Source organism: Rhizobium lentis, from assembly GCF_017352135.1.
In the GTDB taxonomy this organism is placed as follows: Bacteria; Pseudomonadota; Alphaproteobacteria; order Rhizobiales; family Rhizobiaceae; genus Rhizobium; species Rhizobium lentis.
Genome location: NZ_CP071454.1, coordinates 2,117,052 through 2,139,109 on the forward strand (window position 1 = coordinate 2,117,052; position 22,058 = coordinate 2,139,109).

21 protein-coding genes and 3 pseudogenes are annotated in these 22,058 nt (G+C 61.2%); 11 read left to right on the forward strand and 13 right to left on the reverse strand.

Features of this window, described 5'->3' with window-relative positions:
- Positions 1-16: 16 nt before the first annotated feature.
- The 3 genes and pseudogenes from J0663_RS10145 to J0663_RS10155 form a co-directional block, all read right to left on the reverse strand.
- Positions 17-751: an SDR family oxidoreductase gene (locus J0663_RS10145; protein WP_207244251.1), complete on the reverse strand. Its 735-nt coding sequence runs from the start codon at positions 749-751 to the stop codon at positions 17-19.
- Between the two features lie 57 nt (positions 752-808).
- Entirely contained in the window at positions 809-1,660 is an 852-nt protein-coding gene (locus J0663_RS10150; RefSeq protein ID WP_375336996.1) for an oxidoreductase, read from the reverse strand.
- 49 nt (positions 1,661-1,709) lie between these two features.
- Positions 1,710-2,137: pseudogene (locus J0663_RS10155) on the reverse strand (Atu4866 domain-containing protein).
- 42 nt (positions 2,138-2,179) lie between these two features.
- On the opposite strand from J0663_RS10155, the gene J0663_RS10160 reads away from it, so the two are divergent.
- Positions 2,180-3,076, forward strand: a complete 897-nt coding sequence (locus J0663_RS10160; protein WP_207244474.1) for a LysR family transcriptional regulator — start codon at positions 2,180-2,182, stop codon at positions 3,074-3,076.
- Between the two features lie 45 nt (positions 3,077-3,121).
- Here the strand turns inward: J0663_RS10160 and J0663_RS10165 are convergent, their stop codons facing one another.
- Positions 3,122-3,511 (reverse strand): type II toxin-antitoxin system VapC family toxin, encoded by a 390-nt coding sequence (locus J0663_RS10165; protein ID WP_207244253.1) that lies wholly within the window; start codon positions 3,509-3,511, stop codon positions 3,122-3,124.
- The gene (locus J0663_RS10170; protein WP_207244254.1) at positions 3,498-3,773 is read right to left on the reverse strand and encodes an AbrB/MazE/SpoVT family DNA-binding domain-containing protein; all 276 of its coding nucleotides are present in this window, start codon (positions 3,771-3,773) and stop codon (positions 3,498-3,500) included. The genes J0663_RS10165 and J0663_RS10170 overlap by 14 nt, the downstream gene beginning before the upstream one ends.
- 108 nt (positions 3,774-3,881) lie before the next feature.
- Between J0663_RS10170 and J0663_RS31200 the strand changes: the two are divergent.
- Positions 3,882-4,206, forward strand: a pseudogene (locus J0663_RS31200) (helix-turn-helix transcriptional regulator); the annotation flags it as partial.
- Between the two features lie 39 nt (positions 4,207-4,245).
- Entirely contained in the window at positions 4,246-4,791 is a 546-nt protein-coding gene (locus J0663_RS10175; RefSeq protein WP_207244255.1) for a YbhB/YbcL family Raf kinase inhibitor-like protein, read from the forward strand.
- 3 nt (positions 4,792-4,794) lie between these two features.
- Here the strand turns inward: J0663_RS10175 and J0663_RS10180 are convergent, their stop codons facing one another.
- The 3 genes from J0663_RS10180 to J0663_RS10190 all read right to left on the reverse strand — a co-directional run bounded on the left by J0663_RS10180 (position 4,795) and on the right by J0663_RS10190 (position 10,066).
- Complete coding sequence (locus J0663_RS10180) at positions 4,795-7,860, reverse strand: efflux RND transporter permease subunit (protein WP_207244256.1); 3,066 nt, start codon at positions 7,858-7,860, stop codon at positions 4,795-4,797.
- 9 nt (positions 7,861-7,869) lie between these two features.
- Positions 7,870-9,015: an efflux RND transporter periplasmic adaptor subunit gene (locus tag J0663_RS10185; RefSeq protein WP_207244257.1), complete on the reverse strand. Its 1,146-nt coding sequence runs from the start codon at positions 9,013-9,015 to the stop codon at positions 7,870-7,872.
- 199 nt (positions 9,016-9,214) lie between these two features.
- Complete coding sequence (locus J0663_RS10190; protein WP_207244258.1) at positions 9,215-10,066, reverse strand: MipA/OmpV family protein; 852 nt, start codon at positions 10,064-10,066, stop codon at positions 9,215-9,217.
- 197 nt (positions 10,067-10,263) lie between these two features.
- On the opposite strand from J0663_RS10190, the gene J0663_RS10195 reads away from it, so the two are divergent.
- The 3 genes and pseudogenes from J0663_RS10195 to J0663_RS31800 form a co-directional block, all read left to right on the forward strand.
- Positions 10,264-11,040 (forward strand): response regulator transcription factor, encoded by a 777-nt coding sequence (locus J0663_RS10195; protein ID WP_207244259.1) that lies wholly within the window; start codon positions 10,264-10,266, stop codon positions 11,038-11,040.
- A complete protein-coding gene (locus J0663_RS10200) occupies positions 11,033-12,343 on the forward strand; it encodes an ATP-binding protein (protein ID WP_207244260.1) in 1,311 nt (436 codons plus the stop codon). Before J0663_RS10195 ends, J0663_RS10200 begins: the two co-directional genes overlap by 8 nt.
- A gap of 48 nt (positions 12,344-12,391) precedes the next feature.
- Positions 12,392-12,593: pseudogene (locus J0663_RS31800) on the forward strand (IS481 family transposase); the annotation flags it as partial.
- A 125-nt stretch (positions 12,594-12,718) separates the two neighbouring features.
- Here J0663_RS31800 and J0663_RS10205 read toward each other — a convergent pair.
- Together J0663_RS10205 and J0663_RS10210 are read right to left on the reverse strand one after the other, a co-directional pair.
- Positions 12,719-13,249, reverse strand: a complete 531-nt coding sequence (locus J0663_RS10205; protein ID WP_207244261.1) for a dihydrofolate reductase family protein — start codon at positions 13,247-13,249, stop codon at positions 12,719-12,721.
- Positions 13,250-13,513: 264 nt separating this feature from the next.
- Positions 13,514-14,374, reverse strand: coding sequence for a LysR family transcriptional regulator (locus J0663_RS10210; RefSeq protein WP_207244262.1), 861 nt, complete (start codon positions 14,372-14,374; stop codon positions 13,514-13,516).
- A gap of 182 nt (positions 14,375-14,556) precedes the next feature.
- On the opposite strand from J0663_RS10210, the gene J0663_RS10215 reads away from it, so the two are divergent.
- The 5 genes from J0663_RS10215 to J0663_RS10235 all read left to right on the forward strand — a co-directional run bounded on the left by J0663_RS10215 (position 14,557) and on the right by J0663_RS10235 (position 18,723).
- A complete protein-coding gene (locus tag J0663_RS10215) occupies positions 14,557-15,264 on the forward strand; it encodes an alpha/beta fold hydrolase (protein WP_246590386.1) in 708 nt (235 codons plus the stop codon).
- 129 nt (positions 15,265-15,393) lie between these two features.
- Positions 15,394-16,344: an NAD(P)-dependent oxidoreductase gene (locus tag J0663_RS10220; RefSeq protein WP_343075799.1), complete on the forward strand. Its 951-nt coding sequence runs from the start codon at positions 15,394-15,396 to the stop codon at positions 16,342-16,344.
- Positions 16,344-17,168, forward strand: a complete 825-nt coding sequence (locus J0663_RS10225; protein ID WP_207244265.1) for an oxidoreductase — start codon at positions 16,344-16,346, stop codon at positions 17,166-17,168. The genes J0663_RS10220 and J0663_RS10225 overlap by 1 nt, the downstream gene beginning before the upstream one ends.
- A gap of 46 nt (positions 17,169-17,214) precedes the next feature.
- Positions 17,215-18,063, forward strand: coding sequence for an alpha/beta fold hydrolase (locus J0663_RS10230; RefSeq protein WP_207244266.1), 849 nt, complete (start codon positions 17,215-17,217; stop codon positions 18,061-18,063).
- A gap of 96 nt (positions 18,064-18,159) precedes the next feature.
- The gene (locus J0663_RS10235) at positions 18,160-18,723 is read left to right on the forward strand and encodes a VOC family protein (protein ID WP_207244267.1); all 564 of its coding nucleotides are present in this window, start codon (positions 18,160-18,162) and stop codon (positions 18,721-18,723) included.
- Between the two features lie 391 nt (positions 18,724-19,114).
- Here J0663_RS10235 and guaA read toward each other — a convergent pair whose 3' ends face one another.
- The 3 genes from guaA to J0663_RS10250 all read right to left on the reverse strand — a co-directional run bounded on the left by guaA (position 19,115) and on the right by J0663_RS10250 (position 21,875).
- On the reverse strand, positions 19,115-20,677 hold the full coding sequence (gene guaA / locus J0663_RS10240; protein WP_207244268.1) for a glutamine-hydrolyzing GMP synthase: 1,563 nt from the start codon (positions 20,675-20,677) through the stop codon (positions 19,115-19,117).
- 113 nt (positions 20,678-20,790) lie between these two features.
- Positions 20,791-21,429 carry a 5'-methylthioadenosine/S-adenosylhomocysteine nucleosidase gene (locus J0663_RS10245; protein ID WP_207244269.1) on the reverse strand — a complete coding sequence of 213 codons (639 nt, stop codon included), beginning with the start codon at positions 21,427-21,429 and terminating at the stop codon, positions 20,791-20,793.
- Entirely contained in the window at positions 21,426-21,875 is a 450-nt protein-coding gene (locus J0663_RS10250) for a PaaI family thioesterase (RefSeq protein WP_085776653.1), read from the reverse strand. The genes J0663_RS10245 and J0663_RS10250 overlap by 4 nt, the downstream gene beginning before the upstream one ends.
- Between the last annotated feature and the right edge of the window lie 183 nt (positions 21,876-22,058).

Here is a 22,058-nt window from a genome sequence, read left to right on the forward strand (position 1 = left end):
GATGGGAAATGGCCGTTCAATGCGGGCTGGCCGTCGGCCGGATGATGATCTCGCTGACATCGACGTCGTCAGGCTGGCTGATGGCATAAAGGATTGAATTGGCGACGGCTTCGGGGCTGATCGTGATCGCTCTGAATGCTTTCATGGCTTCCCGTGCTGTCGGATCGGTGATCGTGTCGGCCAGTTCCGATGTCGTCGTGCCGGGCGAAATGACAGTCACCCGGATGCGGTCGGTTTCCTGCCGCAGCCCGTCCGAGATTGCGCGGACGGCAAATTTCGTCGCGCAATAGACGGCCGCCGTCGGCGAGACGCTGTGGCCGCCGATCGAAGACAGGTTGATGACCTGACCGGACCCCTGCGCCTTCATGATCGGAAGGGCTGCCGCGATGCCGTAGAGAACACCCTTAATGTTGACGTCGACCATCCGATCCCACTCGTCGACCTTGAGCGCGTCGAGTGGTGAGAGCGGCATCACGCCGGCATTGTTGACGATGACGTCAAGGCGGCCAAATTCGGACTTGGCGAAGCCTGCAAAGGCCTCCATTTCGGAACGGTCGGTTACGTCAAGCTTTCGCATACGCACGCTGCCGCCGTGTGCGGCGATTTCGCCGGAGAGCGTCTCCAGGCGATCGGTGCGCCGCGCGCCGATTACGACATGCGCGCCCGCGGCCGCCAGCACTTTTGCCGCCGCCTCTCCGATGCCGCTGCTGGCCCCGGTGATGGCGATGACTTTCCCTCGGATATCCACCATTTCAAGCTCCTTTGCATGATTGCCTGACGCCGATGCGGCAGGCTGAGATTTGTTGGCTCAGGCCGGAAAATCGGCACTGAGCGTCGTTTCGGCCCAGGCGTCGAAATTGGCGCGCAGCGCATCGAGCCGTTCGCGGGCGATCTTCAGGGCAGGTGCGCCGAGCAGCAGGCGCAGCGGCGGCTCATCCGCCTCGAACGCCGATATGATAGCGGCCGCCGCCCGCACGGGATCTCCCGGCTGCTTGCCGGAGATCGAGCGCGTAGCCTGCCGGCGCTTGCCCGATGTCTCGGCGTAATCTTCGATGACGGTGTTGGATTCGACCATCGACCGGCCCGCCCAATCCGTGCGGAAGGCGCCGGGCTCCAGGATCGTTACGTCGATGCCAAGCGGCTTGACCTCATGGGACAACGATTCCGACAGGGCTTCGACCGCGAATTTGCTGGCGTGGTAATAACCGGTCGCGGCGAATGCCACGAGACCGCCGAGCGAAGAGACGTTGAAGATATGCCCCTTCCGGCGTGAACGCATGCCGGGCAGGACCTCTTTGGTAACGGCGATCAACCCGAAGACATTGGTCTCGAACTGGGCGCGTATTTCCGCATCCTCACCCTCTTCGATCGCCGAGAGATAGCCGTAGCCGGCATTGTTGACGAGGACATCGATGGCGCCGAAATGCGTCTCGGCGTCGTGGACCGCAGCGGCGATGGAGCGGCCATCCGTCACGTCGAGGGTGAGGGCCAGCGCCCGCTCCGCGTGCGCTGCTGTGAGATCGCTAAGCCTATCGGGTCTGCGTGCGGTAATGGCAGCCCGCCAGCCGCGGGCCAGGACGGCTTCGGCGAGTGCCCGGCCGAGGCCGGATGATGCGCCGGTGATGAACCAGATGGGTGTGGTGGAAGACATGGTCGCCATCCTTTCCGGCCGTCGATGCGACCTTCTCTGCGGTTTCACTGCGGACGGATCATTTGCGGCGAAGCACCATGCCGGCATGATGGAGCGTATTGTCGTCGACGAAATCGCCGTCGGCGGTGAAGCCCGTGTCGTCCCAGTATTCGATATGCGTTTCAGTGATTTCGTAGCGTCCGCGATAGGCGCTCTCCCGCTTTCCGCGAGCCTCGTCGTAGCGATTGTCGGGGAGGAGTTCATGGCGCACGCGGCCGTCGTCGGTGACCCACATGCCGACATAGGGATGGTGTTGCATTCTGTTCTCGCTTGTTTGGAGCTGTTGAAGCTTTTGGACGCTCACGGGATCGGCGGCCGACCAGCTCGTCGCCGCGCCAGCCAGGCGATTGCCGTGCAAAATTGCAGAACCGGATATCTGAACCCTTTCTCATCGCGCTGTCCTTGCGTTGACTTCAAAGGAAAGATAGCGGGTCCAGTCCTGATCATTAAGTTGCCAATCCGAGATGCGTTGGTTAGAAATGTTAACCAATAACCGACGATCTCGAAGGTATTTCAGTTTTTCTGGCTGTGGCGGAGGCGCGGAATTTCCGGCTCGCCGGCGAGCGGCTCGGCGTCACCCGCTCCGCCGTCAGCCAGGCCCTGCAGCGTCTGGAGGATCGCCTCGGCGTCGCCTTGATCCAGCGCACGACGCGCAGCGTCAGCCTGACTGAAGCCGGCGAGGCATTCTTCGATGCGGTTCGCCCTTCAATCCGGCAGGTCAAGGATGCGATGCAGATGGTGAGGGAAATGCAGGCACGCCCGAGCGGCCTGCTGCGGCTCACCGTTTCCTCGATCGCCGAGAGCTTTCTGTCCGGCACGCTGCTGGCCGGTTTCATGGAGGCTTGCCCTGACGTCAAACTCGATATCACCATCACCGACGACGAATTCGACATCGTCGAGGCCGGCTTCGATGCCGGCGTAAGGCTGGGCGAGGTGATCGAGCAGGATATGATCGCCATCCCGGTCTCGAAGCCGCAGCGACAGTGCGCCGCCGCATCCCCGGGTTATCTCGCCCGGCGCGGTCGTCCCCGCCACCCGCGCGATCTGCAGAACCATGCTTGCATCGGCTGGCGACCCCGTCCGGATACTGCGCCCTATCGCTGGGAATTCACCGAAAACGGCCGCGACTTCGACGTCGCCGTCGATCCCGCCGTCACCACCAACGACATGGGGATGATGATCCGCATGGCCTGCGCCGGCGCCGGCATCACGTTCGGCATGGTGGAGACCTTTCAGCCCTATATCGAGCGCGGGGACCTCATGCCGCTGCTGGAGGATTTCTGTCCGCCCTTCCCAGGCTTCCATCTCTACTATCCCAGGCGCCAGAGACAGCCGCTGAAGCTGCGCGCGCTGGTCGATCATATCGGCAGGTCCCGCAGGCGGTAATGCGATGTGGCTTGAGCCCGCGGCTGCCACGCCCGGACGGCGATTTCAGGCCTGTCGCACGGTCTCAAAGCCTGCGGCTTGGGCTGCTTTCAGAAATTTGCGGTCAAAGCTGACCAACGCTGCGCAATGGGCCCCTTTGGTAAGGTGCAGCGCGTCGGCAAAATCCATTCCTTTTGCGACGAGATCGAAAGCAACAGCAATGGTTGCAGAATCCTCGATCGTTACCGTCGACAGGCCGCCAAAAGCGCGAAGTGCCTGAGCAACTTCTGAGCTGCTATAGCCATAGACGCTACGCAACACCCATTCGGCTTCCAGCACCACTGTAACGGCGACAAAAATGGCCTGCCCGTCAATGATTTCACGGGCGCGGGCAGATTGTTCCGGATGATCGCCGGTCAGATATCGGACGACAAGATTGGTATCAATTGCGATCATGACGCCGGTGGGCCTCGGCCCAAATGCCCGCTTCCATGTCTTCCAGGGTTTTGGGCTTGCCGCTGAAGGGAAGCATGCCGAAGACATCGCTCGGGTCCGTCGGCGCAAAGGCAGGCGCTTGCTTCAACAGCACTCCTTCCGGGGTTTCCTCAACGATCAGGCGGGTTCCGGCCTCCCACTCCCGCCGCTGGCGCACGGCCTTGGGAAGAATAACCTGGCCCTTAGTGGAGATGGTGGTAATGCTGCTTTCAGCGCGCGCCATCGATCATGGCTCCTTTGGTAAGACAAAAGTAAGATAAACGCGCCAGCCCTTCTGTTCAAGATGATTATCCCGATCCGGAATGCGCTCCGACGCAATCTGGCGCGGCTTGCTTTCAGCTGGACGCTGGCGCATGCGGCGCGTGCGTTCAGCTTGAGCGAAGCGACGCTGAGGCGTAAACTCTCCGCCGAGCATACCGGCTTCAGCGAAATCTTGGGCGACACCCGGATGAACCGCGCCCTGGCTATTATCCAGACGAGGACATTGCCGATGGCCAGGTTGCGCTGGAGGTCGGCTACGACTCGCCGTCGCAGTTTGCAGCCCGCTTCAAGGAACGCTTTGGCGTCAGCGCACGCCATGTGCGCGGCGCCACCGGGCGTTTGAGCGGAGCGGGGCAGAAGTTGAGCAGAGCGGGGCAGATGCGTTTGCGCGCTGACGATAGTTTGCCGGCATCATCAACCGCAGGAAAACAAGCATGCGTTTTATCTCAGCAGCACTTATGACCGCTTCCGTCTTCGGTGCGACGGCCGCACAGGCCGAAATGAAGCTCGTTTCGAAGGATCTTGCCGCCGGCAAGCCCATGGCCTACGCGCAGGTCTTCAACGGCTTTGGCTGCACGGGCAAGAACATTTCCCCGGAATTGGTCTGGTCGGGCGCTCCGGAGGGCACCAAGAGCTTCGCCGTCATGGCTTACGATCCGGATGCCCCGACCGGCTCCGGCTGGTGGCATTGGTCGGTGTTCAACATTCCGGCGGACATCTCGCAGATTGCCGCCGGCGCAAGCGGTGACAAGAAGCTTCCCGCAGGCGCCGTGGAAGGCCGTACCGATTTTGGCACCTCCGGATATGGCGGCGCCTGCCCGCCGGTCGGCGACAAGCCGCACCGCTACCAGTTCACCGTCTATGCGCTCAAGGTCGATAAGCTCCCGCTTCCCGATACCGCGCCCGGCGCCATGGTCGGCTTCTATGTCAGGGCAAACACGCTCGACAAGGCCTCGATCGAGGTCACTTATGGCCGCTGAGCCCTAAGCCTCAGACCGACCAGGTTTGCCGCCACATCCGTTCATTCGCGCCAGGCGTTTCATCACATCGCTAAGGTCGGCGATCAGGACATGGCACGCTGGAACGACAACCAGCGAAAGGACCGTCGAAACTATCAGTCCACCGATAACCGCGACAGCCATGGGTGCCCTGAACTCGCCACCGATCTCGTGGCCGAGAGCCGCCGGCACCATGCCGGCTACCATCGCCAGCGTCGTCATGACGATTGGGCGAAGCCGCTCGGCACAGGCTTCGATGGTGGCTTCGCGTCGCCGCAGGCCGGACCGCTCTAGCTCAACTGCAAAATCGACCAGCATGATCGAATTCTTCACGACGATGCCCATTAGCATAAGGATGCCGATGACGACTGGCAGCGACACGGGATGGCCGGTGAGGATGAGGGAGGCAACGACGCCTGAAAGCGCAAGCGGAAGAGGAGTGACGATCGTCAATGGTGTGAGCGGGTTGCCGAACAGCAGGATGAGCACGATCACCACAAGGCTCAAGCCCGCGATCATAGCAAAGGCAAAACTTGAAAAAACGCTGTCCTTGGAATCGGAATCTCCGGTTGCGAGCAATTCGACCTCCGGTGGAAGTGCCCTGACGGAGGGCAGGTTCCGGAGCGCTGCAATACCTTCGCCCTGCGTGATTCCTACGGCAAGGTCCGCTCCGATCTCGACCCGGCGCTGACGTTCCATGCGATTGATAACAGAAACGCTTTCGCCTTGCTCGAGGCGTGCGACCGCCTCAAGGGGCAGGAGGGCCCCCGACGATGTCATGATCCGTAGCTGTCGCAGCTTCTCCAAGCGATCTATCCCGGCTTCTTCAGCGAGCGTTCGGATCGGGATCAGTCTGCCGCTATCCTTGAACGACGGCAGCCTGGAATCGGCATCTCCCAAGGTGGCGACCCGGATTGCTGTTGCGACTTCTCTCGCGCTGACGCCAAGATCGGCAGCCCGTTCCGGTGACACGACCACGCTGAGTTCCGGCTGGCGCGTCGCTTCTGACGAAGCCGGATTGACGAACATCGGGTTGGAGCGCATTTCGGTTAGGATCGCCCGGGCGGCTGTCGACGCCTGTTCACCATTGGCGCTCAGGATTGCGAAAGACACATCCCGCCCTCCGCGATCGTTGACGAATTCGAAGCGAAGGTCAGGAATGGCCCTCAATAGAGCCTCGGCTCTTTCCCGGATTTGGGAAAGCGGAAGTTTGCGTTGATCTCTGTCCGCAATGGTCATCACAATGACCGCCTTGCGGATATCACGCACGCCATCAGATCCCGATCCGGCGCGTACGAACACGGTCTTGATATCTTCAATCGTCTTGAGGCGACGGGCGATCAGATCGCTCACCTCTTCATTGTCGGCAAGCGTCGAGCCTGGCGGCAGCTCAATCGAAACCGTCATCCGGCCGGTATCCTGCGCCGGCAGAAACGCGCTCGGCAGAAAACCGGCAAGAACAATCGTCAGGGCGAAGAGACCGGCCGCCAGTCCGGCTGTGATCCATCTCCATCTGATGGCGAGATCGACGAGGCCGCGATAACCCGCGACCAAGCGCCCTTCCACGAGCACCTTGCTCGGCGAGGTCAGGAAGTAGGCGGCGATCAACGGAGTCACCAGGCGAGCGACGAGAAGCGAGAAAAAGACGGCGATTGCAACCGTCAAGCCGAACTGGCGGAAATATTGCCCTATTTCTCCGGCCATCATTCCGACAGGGGCGAACACCGCAATAATTGCGGCCGAGATTGCAATGACGGCAAGGCCGATCTCGTCGGACGCGTCGATTGCAGCTTTGAAGGCGCTTTTGCCAAGGTTCTTGTGACGGACAATGTTTTCGATCTCGACGATGGAATCGTCGACGAGAATTCCAGCGACCAGCGTGATCGCGAGCAGGCTCAGCATGTTGAGCGAGAAACCGGCCAGTTCCATCACCCAGAAAGTCGGGATCACCGAAAGGGGCAGGCTCACGGCGGCAATGAGAGTCGCGCGCCAATCGCGCAGGAAGAGGAAGACAACGACTACGGCAAGGATTGCCCCCTCGATCAACGTGCTGCGGGCCGACAGGAAGTTTGCGAGAGTGAGCGTCACGCTGTCGTCGACGATCTTGAACTCTGTTCCGGGGCTTGTTCCGGCAATCTCCTCAAGGGCTCTGGCGAGCTTTTCAGCGACATCGACGTCTCCAGCGCCCAAGGCTTTGTAGACGGTAAATCCGACCGCCGGTTCGCCGTCGAGGCGCGCAAAATCCTGCCGCTTCTCCGTGGTGTCGGCGACTACGGCGACGTCGGAGAGGGAAACACTCTTTCCCTGCGGCAAGGAAAGACGGATGGTCGCGAGTTGATCGAGGGTTGAGACTGCTGCCTTCGTCGCAACGGTCATGTTCTGCGCGTCGACATTCCCCCGCCCCGACGGCAGATTGAATTGGCTTGCGGCGACTTGGTCGCTGACGGAGGACGCCGTTAAGCCGAGAGGGGCGAGCCTTTCCGCTTTCAGGAGAACGTGGATTTCCCGATTGACGGTGCCGACGAGTTCGACACGGCCTATACCGTCCAGTCCCTGGAGCTTCCTTACGACGACGTCATCGATGAAAAAGGACAGTTCTTCGGCCGACATCGAGCTATTATGGGCCGAATAGGTGGCGACCGGCTGGTTTTCGGAATCTATCCTCTCAATAATAGGTTCATCGATCGCCGCTGGCAGTCGATCACGGATTTTCGTGACCGCGTCCCTGACGTCGGAGACTGCACGGTCGATCGGCACCCCGATTTCGAACTCGACCGCAGTCTCCGATCGACCTTCCGAAATAATCGAGCTGATCTCTTTGATGTCGGAAAGGCCCGCGACACTGTTTTCGATGAGCCTGGTAATCTCGGTCTCGATCTGACCGGGTGCGGCGGCGGGTTCTTCGACGGTTACACCGACAGCCGGAACGTTGATGGCTGGAAAATACGTGATCGGCAGAGTTGCGTAGCTTTTCAGCCCAAGGGCGGTGAGGATGACGAACAGGAGAATGACGGGCAGCGGCGTGCGGATCGCCCATGCGGAAATGTTCATCGGATCACCTCAGTTACCCTGCGAAAGGCTTGCGTCGGCTTGCACCACGATCGGGATCGCCTGCTCACCAGCCTCCAAGAAGCCCCCGGCCTTCGCCACCACCAAGTCACCTTCGTTGACGCCGGAGCGGATCTGAATGAAACCGGCTTGGCGCCAGCCGAGCAGAACCGGTTTGCGTTCGATGCGATTATCCCTGAGAATCTTGATCGATGGCTCCTCACCGGTGCCGGCAATTGCCGACGCGGGCAGGAATATGCCCTTGCTGCTTCCGATTTGGATGCGCGCCGAGGCAAGTGCGCCAATCGGTGCTGTCAACCCTGGGGGTAGGGCGATGCGAGCGCGTCCAAGACGTGTCCGATCGGCAAGCGCCGGGGCGACGAAGCGAACGGCGCTTGTTAAACCCTCACGGTTGTCATCGAGACGAACATGAGCGACGGCGCCGACCGGCACGACGTCGAACTGAGCCTGCGGGATCTCTGCTTCCAGTTCGAACTGGTCGTCGTTTGCGATGATGAAGAGTTGCTCGCTGGATGAGGAGGCGGTCGCGCCGACCTTGGCGGACCGGTGGATGATCCGGCCTGCCGACGGTGCGACAATCCTGGTATAGCTCAGTCGCAATTCGATATCTTTGCGCGCCGCCGCGACGGTCTTGATGGCAGCTTCCGCGGATCGGACCGCCTGTCTGCTGGCCCGCACGCTCACCTCCGCTCGTGCAAGCGCCTTTTGCCTTTGCTCGAGTGCTTCTTGAGACATCAGTCCTTTGGGGACGAGCTTTTGGGCTCGTATAAGATCCGCCTCGGCTTCTTCCTGCGAAATCATGGCATTGTCGAGCGCGCTCGATGCCTGTCCGAGCTGTGCTGCCGCGCTCGCGGCCTGCGCGTCGTTCTGTTGAAGCTCGACATCGATCCTCGACGTATCCAGCGTCGCGAGGACCTGCCCACGGCTGACAAGATCGCCTTCTTCGGCGGCGATCGAGACTATCCGGGCTCCGGAGAGATCGGTGTTGACCAGTGTCGTTTCCCGCGCAACGATCGTACCCACGACCAAAACGCTTTGTTCGAGAACCTGGGCTGTCGCAGCGATAACCGACACTTTCGGTCCTTCGATGTCAGCGGCGAGAGCGCGGATTGGGAGCGCGGTCGCGGCCAGCAGCAAGATCCAAGCAAGACGGCGCTTCCTTGGGCTTGGCGACGGGCGGTCGGCCTGCCGCAGGCGGAGCGTACGAGACAGCGGCGTAAAGGAGGTCATCTGATTTCATTCCTTGCGCGATTCTTCTTTAATTGCGGGATGTACAGAGCCGCCGCGGCGGCGGCCCTTTGGATTTGAACGGCGAAGATGGTTTGGTCGCCCTGGATCAGAAACGGTAGCCCAGCATCAGCAGGGTTTTTGCCTGGACCTTTTCCTTGACGATCGGGCTGTCTGCAGCGTCTCCGACCAGGAAGCTGACGCCCTGCTCGCCCTTCACCACCCAGTTCTCGTTGATCAGGTAAGTGGCCGAGGCAGAGAGATCGACGCTCTTGATGCCAGCTCCAGCCTTGTATTGCGCATGACCGGAACGGCTCGATTGGGTGGAGTTGACGCCGAAATAAGCTTCCATGTAGTTGTCGTCGGCAAAGGTGGCGGAGGCTTCGGCGCCAAGGATGAGATGCTCCGACAGAGGCTGCGAGATTGACGCGCCGGCGGTGGCCAGCAGGCCCTCGCTTCCGCCGATCGTCTTGTCGACCGAGACGAAGACATTGGCAGGCCCGAACGTGTAGGTGGCTTTGCCGCCGACGGTCACGCCAAAATCGATGTCGCCCATCCCTCGCAGCATGTCGGCATCGTCTTCGTCACGGCCTGAGTCGTAGCCGACATTGACGTCGAACCGGAACGCGTCCTTCTCGATCGCCTTTATCTCGATGCCGGTCGGATCGATGGTGATCCGGTCGAAGAATTCGGCGGACACGAAAGGGAACGGGGAGACTTCAAACTCGTCGCTCCCCTCGTATTTCGGTGTCAAGACGGCACCAGCACCGATGACGACGTGCCAATCGTGCAGCGCTTGGCGAACCGGCCCGAAACGCTCCGGGTCCGGAGCGGCCGGGGCGGCCTGTTCGCCGCTTCCGAAGTCGGCGGCTTGCGCGGCAAAGGTCGATAAGAATAGCGACGCCACGGCGATGGACAACAGCCGGGACTGATCGGCGGTCAGTTTTAGAGAGGCAGACATGAATGCTCCGAGGTTGAGTTTGCGCGCATCCCCCGAGACCGACCTGGAAGCACGCCACGCCTCAGAAGTGCCATGCGCGGCCGGCACCGCGTGTTGGATGTTGTTAAGAGTTGTTTCTGCTTCGGCGGCCGTTCTGCGCCCTTAGAAACATTTCTTCATAATCGCGGGCGAGGACGGCCTCGCCTGGCATGATAAGGATGAGGTGGATCAACGGAGGTGGCGGATTGATTGATGAACGCGCGCGAGCGGCCGTCGAACGGCCGAGGATACTGATCGTCGAGGACGATCGGCAAATCGCCGAAATGCTGCGGGACAGCCTTGTTGAGCAAGGCATGGATGCGGAGCTCGCAGGCGATGGCGCAGCGATGGACGCGAAAATGCGTGCAATGCCCTTTGATCTCGTTGTCCTTGATGTGATGCTGCCCGGTGAAGATGGTCTTAGTCTCTGCCGGCGCCTGCGCGCGGGCGGCGGCATCCCGATCCTGATGCTGACATCTTTGAGCACCGACATTGACCGGATCGTCGGGCTGGAAATCGGCGCGGACGACTACGTCACCAAACCTTTCGTCCTGCGGGAGCTCATGGCTCGGATCAAAGGCCTCCTGCGTCGGTCGGGCTTGTCCGCGCAGCGAGGGGTAAGGCTCGCACATAGGCTTTTGCGTTTCGACGGCTGGCGGATCGATCCGGCTCGGCGTCAAGTTCACGATCCGGCCCAGGCCAGGATTGCCATGACGACTCACGAGTTCGATCTGCTCCTGGCATTTTGCCGCAACGCCGGGCGGGTTCTGACCCGCGAGCAGCTGCTTGCGGTAACGCATGCCGGCCTTGCCGGCCCGATCGAGCGCAGCATCGATGTCCACATCAGCCGCCTCAGGCAGAAAATCGAGAAGGACCCACGCGATCCACTCCTTATCAAAACCGTGCGGCTCGGCGGGTACGTTTTTACCGGACAGGTGGAAGAGGCCGATGTTTAGGCGGCTGCGTCGTGTCACGATGACGATCCGCGGCCAGATCACCATCATCATTCTGGTGGCGCTGGTGACGATCGTAACCATGGGCGACGCGGTGGAGCGCTGGGCCAGGAAAGATCTTGCCGCACCGGATCTCGAAAACATTGCCGAAAAGCTGAACGCCATCGCCGAGCTTCTCGGACCCGCTTCACCCGAAGAACGGCAGATCATTCTCACCAATGCACGTCGAGCCAAGTGGGATATCGAACTCGCGCCGGCGGCGACCGTGAGCCGGTTTGTAGGAGCTTCGAGCCGCCAGAGCTTTCTGGACATTGCTGCTGCCCGGTTGTTTCCGCCTGACAACGAACCGCCAATCGGTGGCTGGCAGACCTTTCTCGATGACCGGCGCGTGATCGCCGCTCGGGTCGACGACTCCACGATCGTCATCACCTCGGGCTTTCCGGATTCTATGCTGAGCAGCGCGTTCCTGGGGCGCGGCCCCTATTACTTTGTCGCCTTTTTCGTATTGATCGGCTTTTTCTTCATATTCGCAATCAGGGCGATCACGGAACCCATACGGCGCATTGCGCATGCGGCAGGGGTTTCCGATATCACCACCGGTTCTCCCGTCTTCCCAGAGCAAGGAACAATTGAGATCGTCGCATTGGCCCGGGCGTTGAATGGCATGCGTCGGCGGATCGGTCTCATGATCGAAGCCCGAACCCGCATGCTGCGCGGCATTGGCCATGACCTGCGCACGCCGCTAACGCGGCTGAAGCTGCGTGTGGAGCGGATGGAGGAAAGCGCACGGAAGGACGCCCTGCTCTCCGATATCGATCGTATCGAGAGCCTTCTCGTTGAGAGCCTGAACTATCTTCGAAACGACTATGCGACCGAGATGATCGAGCTCGTCGACGTCGCAAGCATTCTGCAAACGGTCTGCAGCGAATTCGCCGATATCGGCCACGCCGTCCGGTACACCGGGTCGAACAGGCTTCTTGCCAGATGCCGGCCGCTCTCCATCACGCGCGCGGTTTCCAATCTTTGCGATAATGCCGTTAAATTTTCAGGCAAGGCGGAGGTGACCATGGTCGAGCGGCCGGAAGCCGTGATGATCGTCGTTGAAGATGACGGGCCTGGCATTCCCCGGGAGCTTCGAGAGCGAGTGCTCGAACCCTTTTTTAAGTCGGACCAGTCTCGCGCCGAAGGAGGCTTCGGACTTGGTTTGTCGATTGTCGCAGACATCATACATTCCCACCAAGGCACCCTGGAACTGCGGCAACGCACGCCACGCGGTCTCAGCGTCGTTCTGACAATACCCAAATAAGCGCACATTTGGACGAATGAGATCGGGGCGGCGGCTCAGAATTGCTCCCGGTCGCGGCCAGCGACTGCCGCGCCATGGGCCAAGCGCTTCATCCAGACCGCCCTTAGGAGCGGGCCTACGTCGTCGCCTACCCCAACTCGGACATGCGCGCCGCCGAACTGCCAGGATTGGCACAGGCCTCACGGAAGTTAAACTCAAACTATGGATCACCAGTCTCGCTACCCAGAACAACCTGCAGAGGCTCTACATCTCGACCCGCGCCAGCGCGCCCCTCGGAAAGGTTTTCGAGCTCACCAGCTTGGGGAGCCTTGGCGCGGTGAGTTCGCAGAACAACGGCGGGCCCTCCGCAGAGTGTGCTCTCTGCCGCTCATGAGATCAGGCAGGAACATAGGTCAGCTTGATCACATTCTCGTCGATCAGATCATGGCTCACAAGACGAAGCGGCGGCCGGGGTCCGGCGAAATAGGGTTTGCCGTGGCCAAGCACGACGGGATGCAGGTAGATGTGATATTCATCGATCAGGCCGAGTCCGGTAAGGCTTTGCGCCAAGGCCGGCCCGGCAACTTCGATCTCTCCGTCACGCGCGGCCTTTAGTGCGCGCATCGCGCCCTCGAGATCATCCCCGACAAGGCTGGCGTTGGGGCCGACCGACGTCAACGACCGCGAGACCACCCATTTCGGCTGCTTCCGCCATGCCGCTGCGAAGGCCTGTTCCTCTGCATTCCACTCGGGATGATCCTCATCCCAATAACGCATGACCTCATACATCTGGCGGCCGTAGACGCTGCCCGTCTGCCTCTGAGCCTGCTCGACGAAGTGGCGGAAGAGGATGGGACTTGGCCCGAAGGCCGTGTGATCGACGTAACCGTCCAGCGACTGGTTCATCCCGAATACGAGCTTAGCCATGCCAGCTTCCCCTTTTTGGCGCGCACCGCGTGCGGTTCGGCGCGCAGCGACAGGAAGCAAGTTAGATCAACTGATTTTACTTTGCAATTGGTTAATGCCTGAGCTCGAACGCCGATCCGAACTGATCGTGGCAGGCGATAAGGCAGGCGCAATACCTAGGGGACGCTGCGCGGCGACGCTGGATCGCCGAGGAGCGACCCACCGAGACGACCACAGCGATCTTGGTGTTTCTCCGGGAACCTTGAATCATCCCCGGGCCGCTCATCATGCGGTCGCGTTCACGAGATGGTCCGATAGGGTCGAGATGAACGCACGAAGACGCTGAAGGCGTCGTAGGTCCCGGTGATATCCCATCCAGATGTCTCGCGCCGGCGGCGGCATCGGCAGTTCCAGTCTGCGGATACCCGCGATCTGATCGCCGACCACGCGGGGCAGGACGGCGATCCCGACGCCTTGCCTACACATGCGCCCCTGGACGTTGCGGTTGTTCGATCGCAGAACGGGTTTCGCTTTGGGGAAACTCTCGATGAGCCAAGCGATATCGGGAAACTGCCCGGTCGACGTATCGTGAGTGATCAGCCGGAAACCAGTCCCGTCGCCATATTTGGGATCGGGCGACTCCTCGGCGATGTAGACGCCGTATTCGAGCCTGAAAAGCCGCCGCTGAACGACATCGGCGGTGTTGAACGGAACGATACGAAAAGCGACGTCGGCCTCGCGCTGGGCGAGGTTGAAGAGGCGAGTGCCGGTCAGGATCTCGACGTCGACATTGGGATAGGCGTTGGAAAAATCCGCCAGGATGGGAGGCAGTACGTAGGCCCCGAACCAGTCCGCTGATGAAATGCGCAGACTGCCTTTGAGGTTCTGCTCCTGCCCCGCAAGCCGGCGCTCCATGGCCAGCGCGCCCTCTTCCATCTGCTCCGCCAGCGCGATGATCCCGTGGCCCTCTTCGGTCAGGACAAGACCGTCCGCGGTCCGCTGAAAGAGCGTGTGACCGATCGCCTGCTCCAGTGCGCGCAGACGCCTGCCGACGGTCGGATGGCTTGTCTGAAGAGAACGCGCGGCGCCGCCGAGCGTGCCGAATCGCGCAACAGCAAGAAAAATTCTGACGTCACTCCATTCCATCGCAACACCCGCACAAAACTGAACGCCGAGAATACATTTATGTCAGTTAAAGAACAAATCTAAGTACCTAGATTCCCACCATCGGTCCATCGACCGTCTCTCGTGTATCACCTCATGTCATTCGGAAGGATCGGCAAATGTCTCTCAAGTCTCTCTATCTCGGTGCTGCGGCTCTTGCAGTGATGTTCGGCGCGCCCTCCGCTTTCGCGCAACCGGCCCAAAATGTGATCTTGGTCCATGGCGCGTTGGTCGATGGCAGCGGCTGGAGGGGCGTTTATGAGCGCCTGATCGCCAAGGGCTTGAAAGTCACGATCGTTCAGGAACCGAATATTTCGCTGGCGGATGACGTTCAGGCGGTTCACCGCGCTATCGAGCAGCAAAATGGGCCGGTCGTCCTGGTCGGCCACAGCTATGGTGGTCAGATCATAACCGAAGCCGGCGTCGAACCGAAGGTTTCGGCACTTGTCTATGTCGCGGCCATCGTCCCGGATGTTGGCGAGAGCGTAGGCGATCTGTTTAAGAAGTGGCCGAGTCCGACCGCGGACGCGTTCAAGCCGACTTCTGACGGCTTCCTGCTGTTCGATCCAGCGAAGTTCCGGACGGGATTCGCCGCTGACCTGTCCAAGGCCGAGACGGATTTTATGACTAACTCGCAGGTGCCGGTTTCGGCGAAGATCCTCGGAACCAAGACGCAGCACGCAGCCTGGAAGACCAAGCCGAGCTACGGCATCGTGGCCGGGCTGGACATGGCTGTCAGCGCCAATGCGGAGCGGTCTATGTACAAGCGGGCAAGTGCGAAGGTCACCGAGGTGCCCGGTGCCAGCCATGCGGTTTATATCTCGCATCCGCGCGAAGTCGCCGACGTCATCGCCGAAGCGACCAGCAAATGAAGCCGATGCCCTGATGGTCAGGCTCAGGGTTGTGGAAGTTTCGTGACCTATGCGCCGAAGCCACCCCTGTGGCCTCGGCATCGCGACCAGCCAACTCATCGGCGCGGGTCTCGGTCTGACGATCGCCCGGTGGCCGGGTCCGGCCCTGCGCCCAGCTCTCATGCCAACAAAAGGAGATACAATATGCAGATCGGATTTATCGGTCTCGGCAGTATGGGCTCGGCAATGGCCCTGAACCTAGTGAAGGCAGGCCATGATGTTCGAGCCTGGAACCGTAGCAAGGTCGCCCAGGATAGCGTTCGCGGGGTGACGCTTGTCGAACTCGCGGGGGATGCATTCCAGGCTGACGTCGCCTTCACGATGCTATCCGACGACCCTGCCATTCGGGAGGTGATCCTCGATGCCGGCCTGCTCGCAAGCGCACAGCCAGGGCTGACCCATGTTGTCACATCGACGATCTCGGTCGCTTTCGCGCGAGAACTGGAGCAGCTGCACGAAGAGGCAGGCCTCGGTTATGTGTCCGCACCAGTTCTCGGGCGGCCGAACGTGGCAGCGAGTGGCCAGCTTAACATTCTAGCGGCCGGGAAGGCCGATGCAGTTGCCGCAATCGAGCCGCTGCTCGCTCCCCTCAGCAAAAGGGTCTGGAGGTTGGGGGAGAACCCCGCTCGGGCAAACACGGCAAAGCTCGCCTGCAACATGATGATCGCCATGGCCATCGAGGCGATGGCTGAGAGCGTCGTGCTGACCGAGAGCGTCGGCCTCGACCGTGCGGATTTCTTTGAACTCATCCTGGGCACGCTTTTCTCGGGCCGCGCCTATGAGAGCTACAGCGTGCAGATCACGGAACGGTCCTTTGAGCCCGGTTTCAAAGCCAAGCTCGCACTCAAGGACATGCGCCTGGCGACCGAGGCCAGCAAGGAGATCGGACGCACGCTCCCGATGCTTGAAGCTGTCCGTGAGGGGCTCAGTAAAGCCGTCTTGGCGGGCCTCGGCGACAAAGACTGGTCGATCATGGCCGATATGACGGTTCGTGGCGGCGGCAGCTTGGCGTCGTCTGAAAACAACGCGGAGACAAACTAATGAAAACTTGGCTCATCACAGGCTGCTCGAGCGGTTTCGGACAGCGGCTGGCGGTCGCTGCAGCGCAGCGCGGCGATCAGGTCATCGCGACGGCCCGCAACATCAAGACGATCGAGGTAATGGCCGAGCCTTTTGGCGGCCGCATGATCACCTTACCGCTCGACGTGACGGATGCGGCGGCAGCCAAGGCCGCGGTCGCAAAGGCGGTCGAGATATTCGGCGGCTTTGACGTGCTCGTGAACAATGCCGGTTACGGGCTGTTCGGGTCGATCGAAGAAGGCACGCCTGAAGAATATCGACCGATGTTCGAGGTAAACGTCTTCGGTCTGATCGAAGCCACCAGAGCGGCTCTGCCCGTCCTGCGGCGTTCGGGCGGTACGATCGTTAACATGTCGTCCGGCGCAGGCATCGCGGGCAGCGGCGGAGGAGGGTATTATCACGCCGCCAAATTCGCCGTGGAAGGGATTTCCGAGGCGCTCGCCGGGGAGCTGAAGCCATTCGGCATCCGCGTGCTGATCGTCGAGCCGGGGCCGTTTCGCACCGAGTTCCTTGGACGCTCGATCACGATGGCAGCCAACGAGATGCCGGAATACGCCGCGAGCTCGCGCAGGCACTATCGCGAAACCAACAACGGCAATCAGGCGGGCGATCCCGACAAGGCGATCGCGGTGATCCTGCAGGCGGTCGACGCCGATGACGCCCCGCTTCATCTGCCGCTCGGCCCGATCGCGCATTCGATCGCCGAGCGAAAGCTAGCTTCTTTTCGTAGCGATATCGACGCCTGGCGCGATATCACCATCGCCACCGATTTCAACCAGCCCTGAGCGCTGGCCGTAAGCTTTGTTTGTATGGATCGACTGGAAAGCAATCATGATCGCAACTCTGAAGGGGTTTACCCAGCAACTGGTGCCGGTGAATGGCATCAAGATCAACGCCATCACCGGGGGCTCCGGTCCGCCGATCCTTCTGCTGCACGGCTGGCCGGAGACATGGTGGGAATGGCACCACGTGATGCCGCGGCTCGCCGAGCAATTTAGCGTGGTGGCCATGGATCTGCGCGGCGCGGGTTTTTCCGATTGCCCGCTTGACGGCTATGACAAGGCGACGATGGCGCGCGACGCGCACGAAGTCATGGTTGCCCTGGGCCACGAACGCTACGCCGTTTGCGGCCATGACATTGGAGGAATGGTGGCGTTGCCGCAGGCTGCCATCTACCGGGAGGCTCTTACCCACCTAGCCGTTCTCGATGTTCCGCTTCCCGGCTGGTCCGAATGGGAAGCGACGACCGCAAGGATCTGGCACTTCAGCTTCCATATGAACCGGGATCTACCCGAGCGCCTGATCCATGGCCGTGAATATGATTATGTTTCGGCCTTCATGGCGGAGCGGTTCTACGATCACAGCACCTTCAATCCGGCGAACATCGAGATCTACGCGACAGCGATGGCCCTTCCCGGCCGCACGCGCGGTGGCATGGAATGGTATCGTACGCTGGCCGCTGACCATGCGGCCGCGCTCGAATATAAGAAGCAACCGCTTGAGATACCGGTGCTAGCTCTCGGCGGGGATCAGCGCTTTGGTGCGCATATGGTCCCGATGCTTAAGGAGTTCGCCAGCAATGTGACGGGCGGCTCGATTGAGCGGTGCAGCCACTATGTCGCTGACGAGCGGCCGGACGAGGTAGCGGCAGCTTTGATCGATTTCCTCAAGGCAAACTGAGATTGCGGCCGCCCGTCTTGAGCTGGGCGGATCGCGATACTGAGGGCGAGTTGCGCCCGATCGCGCTCAATTGGATAAACAAGAAAGGAAACGACAATGACCGCACCTGTCATTCGCGGCGTCAATCACATCGGCATCACGGTGCCCGACATCGAATCAGCAAAATCGTTCCTGGTGGAAGCTTTCGGCGGCCAGGTGATCTATCAGTCCTTCGGACCGCAGGACCCGCCGCGGCAGGGGCCCGAATTCGAGCGGGCCACCGGCGCTTTCCCCGGAACGGTCGTGCGTGCACAGGCGATGGTCAAAATCGGAACCGGACCTGACATCGAACTCTTCGAAATGCACGGTCCCGAACAAGCCCGGCCAGCGCGGTCAAGCGACTTCGGCATTACGCACTTCGGTGTCTATACCGACGACATCGACGCATCGGTAGAGCGCTTCGAAAAAGCCGGAGGCACGTCTCTTACCGCGCCCCGCGCTATTCCCTACGCCACTGAGAAAGGTCCCGGAAACAAGGTCTGCTACTGCCGCATGCCATGGGGCACGACGATTGAGTTCATCACCACGCCGGATCGCATGGGCTATCACGACCAGACGGATCTGCGCAGGTGGCAGGACGACGACCGAGTAGGGAGCGAAGAAGGAACCCGCATCAGTTAAGTCGCCGCGATGCTGACGCTGTCGGGCGGTTCGACGAGTGCGCAGCCGCGACGGCTGTCGCGACGGCGGTCCGCCCATCCGGGTGAGCCTGACCTTCGTCAGCGCGGGTCTCATGCCGCTATGCGCTGCGAGCGGCGAAGTTCGTACGACTTCAGGTGCGAGGTGCGCGTGAACCGTCGAGAGTATCGCGACGGACAGCGAGAACGATGACGCCGGAAGCCGCCAATTATCTGATCCGCTTCTATCGGTGCGCACAATGCCGTTGGAAATCTGAACACTGAACGATCTTCGCGTTGAAGAAAGTGCTGCACTCTAAATTGTTAGCTTCTTGAATCAACTCGACCAGCAATTAATCAATGTAGCCGCTCGATACAGCTAACTATGAATCCCCCTACTCCCACTCGATCGTGCCGGGCGGCTTCGACGTGACGTCGTAGACCACCCGGTTGATGCCGCGCACCTCGTTTATGATGCGGGTGGCGGCGCGGCCGAGGAATTCCATGTCGTAGTGGTAGAAATCCGCCGTCATGCCGTCGACGGAAGTGACGGCGCGCAACGCGCAGACGAACTCATAGGTGCGCCCGTCGCCCATAACGCCGACGGTCTGGACGGGAAGCAGCACGGCGAAGGCCTGCCAGATGGCGTCGTAGAGGCCAGCCTTGCGGATTTCGTCGAGATAGATCGCATCGGCTTCGCGCAGGATCTCGAGTTTCTCGCGGGTGATGCCGCCGGGGCAGCGGATGGCGAGGCCGGGACCCGGGAAGGGGTGGCGGCCGATGAAACTGTCGGGCAGGCCGAGTTCGCGGCCGAGCACGCGCACCTCATCCTTGAAGAGTTCTCGCAACGGCTCGACCAGCTGCATCTTCATGCGCTCCGGCAGGCCGCCGACATTGTGGTGCGACTTGATCGTCACCGACGGGCCGCCGGTGAAAGAAACACTCTCGATCACGTCGGGATAGAGCGTGCCCTGACCGAGGAAATCGGCACCGCCGAGTTTCTTTGCTTCTTCCTCGAAGGTTTCGATGAACAGCCGGCCGATGATCTTGCGCTTGGTCTCCGGGTCGCTGACGCCTTCGAGCTCGCCGATGAAACGGTCCGACGCATCGACATGCAGGAGATGCAGATTGTAGTGTTCGCGGAACATGGCGACGACATTGGCCGCCTCGTCCTTGCGCATCAGGCCGTGGTCGACGAGGATGCAGGTCAGCTGGTCGCCGACCGCCTCGTGGATCAGCAGCGCTGCGACGGAACTGTCGACGCCGCCCGAAAGTGCGCAGATGACGCGCTTGTCGCCGACCTGCTGGCGGATTTCCTCGACCGCCTTCTGTCGGTATGCCGACATTGACCAGTCGCCCTTGATGCCGGCGACATTATGGATGAAATTCCCGATCAGCTTGGCGCCGTCGGGCGTATGCACGACCTCGGGGTGGAACTGAACGCCGTAATATTTCCGCTTCTCGTCGGCGATGAAGGCGAAGGGGGCATTGGAAGAGGTGGCGACCACCTCGAAACCCTCTGGCAACGCGGTCACCCGGTCGCCATGGCTCATCCACACCTGATGGCGCGAGCCGGAGGACCAGAGGCCCTCGAACAGCTGGCAGTCCTTGTCGACGTCGAGGAAGGCGCGGCCGAATTCGCGGTGATGGCCGCTTTCGACCTTGCCGCCGAGCTGCATGCACATCGTCTGCTGGCCGTAGCAGATGCCGAAGACCGGCAGGCCGCTGTCGAAGATGATCTGGGGTGCCCGCGGCGATCCCTCGTCCACTGTGGACGCCGGGCTGCCGGAGAGGATCACGGCCTTCGGCTGCAGGCGCTTGAAGCCCTCTTCGGCCGATTGAAAGGGGACGATCTCGCAATAGACGCCGGCCTCGCGCACGCGCCGTGCGATGAGCTGGGTCACCTGGCTGCCGAAATCGACGATGAGAACGGAGTCGGGATGTGCTGTCTGGGTCATGGCGAGGCTTTAATGAAAAGCGCTTCTCCTTGCAATCCGGGAAATCTTCGGCGTCGGGTTTTTATTGTTCCGATTGTCCCCCCGCCCGTCTGACAAGGGGCGCGGTGTGCAGCCTAGAACCAGAAAACGCCGTCCTCCAGGGCCGTGCACAGGCTGTCGACGCCGTAGGAGAGCTTGCGGTCGACGATGTGCAGATATTCGGTCCACCCGGAAATATGCTGCAGCTCGACTGCGCCGTCGGAAATGCCGCGAAGGCCGATCAGCGGCAGCTTGTAGCCCTGGCAGGCGCGCAGCACCGCGTAGGTTTCCATGTCAACCATGTCGGCGTCGATGCCGCCATAGGCTGCACCCGAAATCACATTACCGCCGGTGGAAAGGCTGGCTTCGGGAATGCCGGGAATGCGCAGCGGCAGTTCAAGCGCCGCCGGCAGGTCGAGAAACGGCGTCCTGCCCTTTTCGAAACCGAGCGGTGAGGCGTCCATGTCGCGGTAGGACACCGAGCTCACCTGGTAGACCTCGGTCTGCTCCAGTTTTGCCGAACCGGCCGAGCCGAGCGAAACCACGAGATCCGGCAGGTCGTCGGCCGCATCGAGCCGCGCCAACGCCTTGGTCAGCGCGACCGCCGCCTCGACCGGGCCGACGCCTGTCATTAAAGGTTCGATGCGCGACCGCAGGAAGGGGCCATATTCGGCCTCCGCCGCCATGACGAACAGCATGGATTTGCCAGCGACCGACTTCAGCTCGAACTTCATCCCGTAATTCCTTCTCTCCCGCGGATGACCATCATCGTTCCGGTCATGGAGGCGATGAGCTTCGCCGGCCCGTCGCTGATCGCATAGCCTCGCCCATCGGCGACGATGATGGTGGAACCGGGTTTCGTGATTTCCCCGCGAAACAGGAAACGCTCGCCACGCCCCGGCGACATGAGATTGACCTTGAACTCGATCGTCAGGATCGAAGCCTCCGGGTCGATGACGCTGTAGGCCGCAAAGCCACAGGCCGAATCCAGCGCCGCGGATATGATGCCCGCATGCAGGATGCCGTGCTGCTGTGTCAGCTTGACGTCGAAGGGAAGCTCGATCTCGACGACGCCGTGCTCGACGCGCGTCAGCTCTGCGCCGATCGTCTGCATCGCCGCCTGGCGCGCAAAGTTGCGGCGGATTCGCGCGCGGAAATCGCCCCTGTCAGTCTCGCTCATGGCTACCCCTCTCGAAGCCGGGAAAGTGGCATGGCGGGCCGGTTTCGACAAGCCGGACATTGCCGAAATGCGGTCGGGACGGCGCTGGAAAGCGCAAGCCGTGTCGCCGGGGCAACCCTTTGCCGTGTCATCGTGACGCCTGCCTGCTTTGCTAGACCTGCCGGCCTCTTGCAACGCGATTGC

Bases quoted from the DNA above. Each gene is read 5' to 3' on its own strand.
- J0663_RS10190 (WP_207244258.1), bottom strand. From the start codon at position 10,066: ATGTCTGCCTCTCTAAAACTGACCGCCGATCAGTCCCGGCTGTTGTCC.
- guaA (WP_207244268.1), bottom strand. From the start codon at position 20,677: ATGACCCAGACAGCACATCCCGACTCCGTTCTCATCGTCGATTTCGGC.
- J0663_RS10235 (WP_207244267.1), top strand. From the start codon at position 18,160: ATGACCGCACCTGTCATTCGCGGCGTCAATCACATCGGCATCACGGTG.
- J0663_RS10245 (WP_207244269.1), bottom strand. From the start codon at position 21,429: ATGAAGTTCGAGCTGAAGTCGGTCGCTGGCAAATCCATGCTGTTCGTC.
- J0663_RS10205 (WP_207244261.1), bottom strand. From the start codon at position 13,249: ATGGCTAAGCTCGTATTCGGGATGAACCAGTCGCTGGACGGTTACGTC.
- J0663_RS10195 (WP_207244259.1), top strand. From the start codon at position 10,264: ATGAGGTGGATCAACGGAGGTGGCGGATTGATTGATGAACGCGCGCGA.
- J0663_RS10165 (WP_207244253.1), bottom strand. From the start codon at position 3,511: ATGATCGCAATTGATACCAATCTTGTCGTCCGATATCTGACCGGCGAT.
- J0663_RS10230 (WP_207244266.1), top strand. From the start codon at position 17,215: ATGATCGCAACTCTGAAGGGGTTTACCCAGCAACTGGTGCCGGTGAAT.
- J0663_RS10180 (WP_207244256.1), bottom strand. From the start codon at position 7,860: ATGAACATTTCCGCATGGGCGATCCGCACGCCGCTGCCCGTCATTCTC.
- J0663_RS10170 (WP_207244254.1), bottom strand. From the start codon at position 3,773: ATGGCGCGCGCTGAAAGCAGCATTACCACCATCTCCACTAAGGGCCAG.
- J0663_RS10210 (WP_207244262.1), bottom strand. From the start codon at position 14,374: ATGGAATGGAGTGACGTCAGAATTTTTCTTGCTGTTGCGCGATTCGGC.
- J0663_RS10225 (WP_207244265.1), top strand. From the start codon at position 16,344: ATGAAAACTTGGCTCATCACAGGCTGCTCGAGCGGTTTCGGACAGCGG.
- J0663_RS10250 (WP_085776653.1), bottom strand. From the start codon at position 21,875: ATGAGCGAGACTGACAGGGGCGATTTCCGCGCGCGAATCCGCCGCAAC.
- J0663_RS10145 (WP_207244251.1), bottom strand. From the start codon at position 751: ATGGTGGATATCCGAGGGAAAGTCATCGCCATCACCGGGGCCAGCAGC.
- J0663_RS10200 (WP_207244260.1), top strand. From the start codon at position 11,033: ATGTTTAGGCGGCTGCGTCGTGTCACGATGACGATCCGCGGCCAGATC.
- J0663_RS10150 (WP_375336996.1), bottom strand. From the start codon at position 1,660: ATGGCGACCATGTCTTCCACCACACCCATCTGGTTCATCACCGGCGCA.
- J0663_RS10175 (WP_207244255.1), top strand. From the start codon at position 4,246: ATGCGTTTTATCTCAGCAGCACTTATGACCGCTTCCGTCTTCGGTGCG.
- J0663_RS10215 (WP_246590386.1), top strand. From the start codon at position 14,557: ATGTTCGGCGCGCCCTCCGCTTTCGCGCAACCGGCCCAAAATGTGATC.